Here is a 5,773-nt window from a genome sequence, read left to right as displayed (position 1 = left end):
CCTGATCGGGCGCTCACCGTCGTGCCCTCCATCAACCCAAAACCGGGGTTCCTTTTGCGCGAAAATACGGGGTCCCGATTCCACGGTCATTGACATAATAGCCGCAGTCTCAAGATGGCGGCATAGGGAGAAGCGACAATGCGCGTTCAAGGTGCTGTAATCCGCGAGCAAGGGCAGACTTTCGCGGTCGTGATCGTCAAGCCCTATGTTGTTCAGAACAGGTCAGAGGCCGCGAATGCAATCAACGGCTTTACGCCGGTCTTCGGAGTTCCTGTTGTTCTAATGGCCCAGGATAGCCGTGGGCGGCCCACGTACTATGGTCGTCCCGACATCGCAAAGTTCATGTCATCCGTGCCGCTTCATCGCATCCCATGGCGGGAGTACACGATCAACTGAGATTATTGAGGACATCGTGTTGGGGTTGAAATTTAGGAACCCAGTCGAACCGGGACACCCCGACCCCATCGGGCTCCGGCCCCCATTGAGGGGATTGACAGCTATTTGGTTCGATGGCTCGTTATTAAAGTAAGTCGCCTTTTCGTTAATTAGCGACAGCCGCTATTTAAATCCGGAGAATGGCGCACAAGTGCCCCTTCTCAAGAAGCTCATCAGCCCGAGACAGTCGAGACCACCGAGTCCGCTCCGCCGCCTGACCGGTGAAAGCCGTTGATAGGGGGAGGCTCCACGCGATGATCGGGATCTCGCTTCACATCAGTTGTTGCACACGGCGCAACAACTGCCTCTGGCAACTTGTAAGAATTCCTTACAGGTTCAAGGCAAGCCACGACAGCAAAAGTGCGTCTTTCGCAATCGCACTTCGCAACGCTAAGCAACCTACCATCAGGATCAAGAAGCCGGCCGACCCGTGACATCCCGATGCCCACGGACTCCCATCCCCGCCACGAATTATGAGCGCCGTTGATAGGGGGAGGTCCGCCGGGGTGCGGTGCCGATTAGTAGGGCCAACTGCGAACTGTAGGCGTCTAGTAGCGGGGCGGGATCAAAGGACTGGCAACGGGGTGATACCCCGTGCTACCCTCCAACTCCTAAAAGTGGATTCCGGCCAATGGCTTGTGCAATAGGGTCCAACGATTTCGTAGAGCGTCTAATTATCTGAAATCATTACGAAAAACAATTCGTAATGATGGGGTCGGGGGTTCGAGTCCCTTCAGCGGCACCACTTCTCCCAAAAGTTCAGTTGTATTCCCAATCGATTGCGCCTGCCTGAAGCACGGCTTGCCCTGGCGTGTGTAGCCGGTCGGTCCGGGATGCCATTTTCAGCATGGCCGCCTTTTGCGGCCGGTCCGACATTCTGTCACAGCCCCGGCTGTTCGTGCAGGTGCTAATGGCGACAGGAAAAGGAGACATATCCATGCCTAAGGCTGTTCCTGTGCTTTTTCTTGTCCTTGCGCTCGCTCTGATAGTCGCCGGTGGTTTCACGATAGGCATTGCCCAGACCATCACACTGCTGGCAATTGCCGCCACCTTTATCGTGTTCTATCTGATCGTCGCGGTGTCACGGGCCTGAAGTCGCCGGGCCGGCAGGAGGCCGCCTTCGGGCGGCTTTTTGATTTTGCAGGCTTGCGTCATATCCAGGGAATGGAATGATGGATGCAGACGCCTGCGCGACTTTTTGACGATCATGCGCGCGCGGGGCGACTATCTGGCGGCCCGCGCGCGCAATCGGAAAAGGGAAGCGGCAGGCCGTCTGCCAATGCGAAATCCTGTCGGAGGAAAACGGCAACTCGCGTCTCTGGGCCGTGGCGCAGGGGACGATTGTCCCGGTCGCGCCGCCGGCTGAATGACGGGTGTCGGCCTGCGTCCGGCATCCGGATGCGTTGTGAGCCGCGGCCATGTCCGCGGCCCGACCTTGGAGGAGGTGCAGCATGGACCGGTTCACCGGAGGGTGCCTGTGCGGCGATGTCCGGCTTGTTGCGTCGGGACGTCCGTACCGGGTCGGCCTTTGCCATTGTCTCGATTGCCGCAAGCACCACGGGGCATTGTTCCACGCTTCCGCGATATTTCCCAGGGACGCGGTAACGGTCGAAGGGCAAACACGCGACTACGCCGGGCGGTTTTTCTGCCCGCGCTGCGGATCGCCCGTTTTTGCGTGCACCGCCGACGAGATCGAGGTGAACATCGGCTCGCTGGACGCCCCCGATCAGTTCAGGCCAACCTACGAACTGTGGACCGTCCGTCGCGAATCCTGGCTGCCGCCGTTTCCGCTTGCGAAACGATACGAACGCGACCGCACCGCCACGAGCCGTTTCGAAGATTGAAGCATGCCGCCCGAAAGCGGGAGCCGGTTTCAGGGCCACGACATGCGTAAAACAGGAACCTGAAGCGCAAGGAGCGGATCTGCAAGATCGCGACACGGCTTAGCCCGCCGGAAGATTCCGGGCCGTGCGGGGCAGGGCCTGCGCCGATGGACGCAAACGCCCCTGCAAGGCGGCGTCGCCACGGTATTCAGCGGCAGCCTGGCTGACGCCGTCTGCGCTTCAACGCAGCCGTTTCGCATGCCACTTCAGGTGGTCGTCCATGAAGGTGGAGATGAAGTTGTAGGAATGGTCGTAGCGCTCCTGCATCCGCAGGGTCAGCGCCATGCCCGCCTCGCGGCACGCCTCTTCCAGCAGCCATGGGCGCAGGCCCTCGTCCAGAAAACCGTCTGCCGTGCCCTGATCGACCAGAAGTTCCGGAAAACGATGGCCGTCCGCAATCAGCAGGGTTGCGTCATAGGCACGCCAGCCAGATTCGTCCGCGCCCAGATATTTGCCCAGAGCGGGCCGCGACCATCCGGCCGTGCTGGGCTGAGCGATCGGGGCGAAGGCGGTGCAGCTGCGAAACCGCTCCGGGTTTTTCAGCGCGATGGTCAGCGCGCCGTGTCCGCCCATCGAATGGCCGAAAATGCCCTGCCGCGCCATGTCGGCGGGAAAGCGGGCTGCGACAAGCGCCGGCAGTTCCCCGGTGATGTAGGAATACATGCGATAGTTTTGTGCATAGGGCGCCTCGGTGGCGTCCACATAGAATCCCGCGCCTGAGCCGAACTGCCAGTTGTCCTTCTCGTCGGGAACGGCCTCGCCGCGCGGGCTGGTATCGGGGCACACGATCATCAGGCCGAGCTCGGCGGCCATGCGCCGGTATTCGCCCTTGTCCATGACGTTGGCATGGGTGCAGGTAAGGCCGGAAAGATACCACAGCACCGGCACCGGCCCATCGGCGGCCTGCGGCGGCACGAAAACGGCGAAGGTCATGTCGCAGGCGCAACTGTCCGAAGCGTGCGTATAGACGCCCTGCACGCCGCTATGCGCCTTCGAGGTGGAAACCGTCTTCATTTCAGCAACTCCTCCGGTCTGGCAACGGTGCAGGGTGGCTGTTCCCGTTGCCCCGATGCGGCCGCAACTGAACCCACAAACCCGCAAAGGTCAAGGACGGACGGGCTTGCCGTCAGCCGGTCCACGGTCGGTGGAAATCACGGCCCGCCCGCTGGTGAGATCGGCGATCAGCGAGACTGTTCCCTCCAGTTCCGAAAGAGGGACGCAAAGCGTGAGTCCGCCGCCGCTGCCGGTGTATTTCTCCGCTGTGACCGACACCGCGGGCATGGCTCCCAGCCGCGCCCTGACAAGGGCGAGGTCCGGGAAATTGCAGGTCACATCCATGTGGGCCGTCTCGATGAGGGGTATTTTTGCAGCGGCGCGCAGGCATATCGCCGCCGTGCCGCCATAGGCGCGGATCAGGCCGCCGCTGCCCAGAAGAACGCCTCCGAACCAGCGGGTGACGACGACCGCCACCCGGTCGAGCGACTGGCCGTCGATCGCCTGCAGGATCGGCTTGCCGGCGGTGCCCGAAGGCTCGCCGTCGTCGCTGAACCGGTAGGTCTGGCCGAACCGCCAGGCCCAGCAATTGTGGTTGGCCGAGGCATCGGAATGCGTTGCGATGAACGCCCTGGCGCTCTCCTGCGAATCGATCGGGCCGGCGATGGCCAGAAAGCGGCTTTTCCTGATCTCCTGCCGGGCGCTTTCGATGGCGGCAAGGGTGTGAAGCGCGGTCATGCCCTTCTGATAGAACCTGCGCGGCGTCTCGGCCAGCCCGGCGCGGCGCTGAAACCATTTGCGGCAGCCCTGTTGATGGCGGCCTGTGGATCGTTTACCGGGTCCGTCAGGCGCCGGCATCCATGCAGGCTCTGCAGACGATCTTCCGGAAAAATCATGCGGCGTGAGACTTTCGATACCGTGATCCTGGGTGCCGGCGCGGCTGGAATGATGTGTGCCATCCACGCCGCCGCGCGCGGGGGCAGGGTGCTGATCGTCGATCATGCGAAGGCTCCGGGCGAGAAGATCCGCATTTCCGGCGGTGGCCGCTGCAATTTCACCAATGTCGGCGCGAGCGCCCGCAACTTCATTTCCGGCAATCCCCATTTCGCCAAGTCCGCGCTTGGCCGCTACACCCCGCAGCACTTCATTGCGATGGTCGAGAAGCATGGCATCGCCTATCATGAGAAGACGCTCGGGCAGCTCTTCTGCGACCGTTCCGCCAGGGACATCATCGCCATGCTGGTCGGTGAAATGGCGCGGGCAGGCTGCGAAATGCGGCTCTCGACGACGCCGGAACGCATCGAGCGCAATGAGGCGGGCTTCACCGTGACGCTGGGAGGCGAGCGCGCGGCAACCGTCGGTTGCCGGCATGTGGTGGTGGCGTGCGGCGGCAAATCCATCCCGAAAATGGGCGCAACCGGCCTGGGCTACCAGATTGCCAAACAATTCGGGCTCGCGGTCACCGAGACCCGGCCGGGTCTGGTGCCGCTGACCTTCGGGGAGGATGTCCTTCGCGGTTTCCGTGAGATCGCCGGCGTTGCGGCGGATGTGCGGGTCTCCTGCGGCAAGGCGGCTTTTGAGGAAGCGCTCCTGTTCACCCATCGCGGCCTGTCGGGTCCGGCCGTCCTTCAGATTTCCTCCTACTGGCGCGAGACGCAGCCGATCCGGATCGCGTTTCTTCCGTCGGCAGACATCGGAGTGCTGCTGTGTGCGGCCAAACGCGAAAACGGACGCAGGAGCATCCAGACAGCGCTTGGCGAGTTGCTGCCAAGGCGTCTGGCCGCCCATCTGGCTGAAAAACAGGGATGGAGCGGCACGCTGGCGGAGGCGTCCGACAGGAAGCTCGCGGAAATCGCGGGCATGCTGCAGAACTGGGAGCTGTATCCGGCTGGAACCGAAGGCTACCGCACGGCGGAGGTGACGCTCGGCGGCGTCGATACCGCATGTCTCGATTCGCGCAGCATGGCGGCGAAAGCCGTTCCCGGCCTGTTTTTCATCGGCGAGGTGGTGGATGTGACGGGCTGGCTGGGCGGCTACAATTTCCAGTGGGCGTGGGCCTCTGGCTGGGCGGCAGGCACCGAGATCGCCGAAAATGCCTCCTGACCCGTCCGCCGCCGGCGCAGTCGCACGCCTTCCTTTCCCCGTGCATTTGACGCAGCGCAGGATAAACGCAGTTTTTCATCATCTGCGCCGTTGATGGACCGGTGCGGATCGTCTAAGAGATTGCACGCATATCAGGCACCCGTAGCTCAGCTGGATAGAGTGTCGCCCTCCGAAGGCGAAGGTCACAGGTTCGAATCCTGTCGGGTGCGCCATTGCGGCGCCTGGCTCTTGCCGCTGCTGGCCACTCCCCCGACCTCAATCCCTTGAGACCTGTGCGCGGGTAGTGCTTTCCGATTGATTTTGTAGATTTTTCAGCATTGCTGGTGCTGTTTGTGCGCGAAGGTTTCCGGTCGGCCCCT

The 5,773-nt window shown here is 62.3% G+C and carries 6 protein-coding genes and 1 tRNA gene; 5 read left to right on the top strand and 2 right to left on the bottom strand.

All coding sequences use genetic code 11. The features are described from left to right. Nucleotides 1-138: 138 nt before the first annotated feature. The 3 genes from DES43_RS21820 to DES43_RS21815 all read left to right on the top strand — a co-directional run bounded on the left by DES43_RS21820 (nt 139) and on the right by DES43_RS21815 (nt 2,279). Nucleotides 139-396 (top strand): hypothetical protein, encoded by a 258-nt coding sequence (locus DES43_RS21820; protein ID WP_035024902.1) that lies wholly within the window; start codon nt 139-141, stop codon nt 394-396. Between the two features lie 976 nt (nt 397-1,372). Continuing rightward, nucleotides 1,373-1,528 carry a hypothetical protein gene (locus tag DES43_RS22580; RefSeq protein ID WP_156953468.1) on the top strand — a complete coding sequence of 52 codons (156 nt, stop codon included), beginning with the start codon at nt 1,373-1,375 and terminating at the stop codon, nt 1,526-1,528. A 358-nt stretch (nt 1,529-1,886) separates the two neighbouring features. After that, nucleotides 1,887-2,279, top strand: coding sequence for a GFA family protein (locus tag DES43_RS21815; protein WP_035024900.1), 393 nt, complete (start codon nt 1,887-1,889; stop codon nt 2,277-2,279). 219 nt (nt 2,280-2,498) lie between these two features. Here DES43_RS21815 and fghA read toward each other — a convergent pair whose 3' ends face one another. Together fghA and DES43_RS21805 are read right to left on the bottom strand one after the other, a co-directional pair. Beyond that, the gene (fghA, locus tag DES43_RS21810; protein WP_035024897.1) at nt 2,499-3,332 is read right to left on the bottom strand and encodes an S-formylglutathione hydrolase; all 834 of its coding nucleotides are present in this window, start codon (nt 3,330-3,332) and stop codon (nt 2,499-2,501) included. Nucleotides 3,333-3,422: 90 nt separating this feature from the next. Beyond that, complete coding sequence (locus tag DES43_RS21805) at nt 3,423-4,049, bottom strand: IMPACT family protein (RefSeq protein WP_035025081.1); 627 nt, start codon at nt 4,047-4,049, stop codon at nt 3,423-3,425. A 156-nt stretch (nt 4,050-4,205) separates the two neighbouring features. Between DES43_RS21805 and DES43_RS21800 the strand changes: the two genes are divergently transcribed. Beyond that, nucleotides 4,206-5,414 (top strand): BaiN/RdsA family NAD(P)/FAD-dependent oxidoreductase, encoded by a 1,209-nt coding sequence (locus tag DES43_RS21800; RefSeq protein WP_035024894.1) that lies wholly within the window; start codon nt 4,206-4,208, stop codon nt 5,412-5,414. Nucleotides 5,415-5,549: 135 nt separating this feature from the next. Then, nucleotides 5,550-5,626, top strand: a tRNA-Arg gene (locus DES43_RS21795). Nucleotides 5,627-5,773: the final 147 nt, after the last annotated feature.

Origin of the sequence: Aquamicrobium defluvii (assembly GCF_004363725.1) — a bacterium.
Classification (GTDB): Bacteria; Pseudomonadota; Alphaproteobacteria; order Rhizobiales; family Rhizobiaceae; genus Mesorhizobium; species Mesorhizobium defluvii.
The sequence above is the reverse complement of the archived record's forward strand: the minus strand, read 5'-3'. Positions and strand labels throughout refer to the sequence as shown.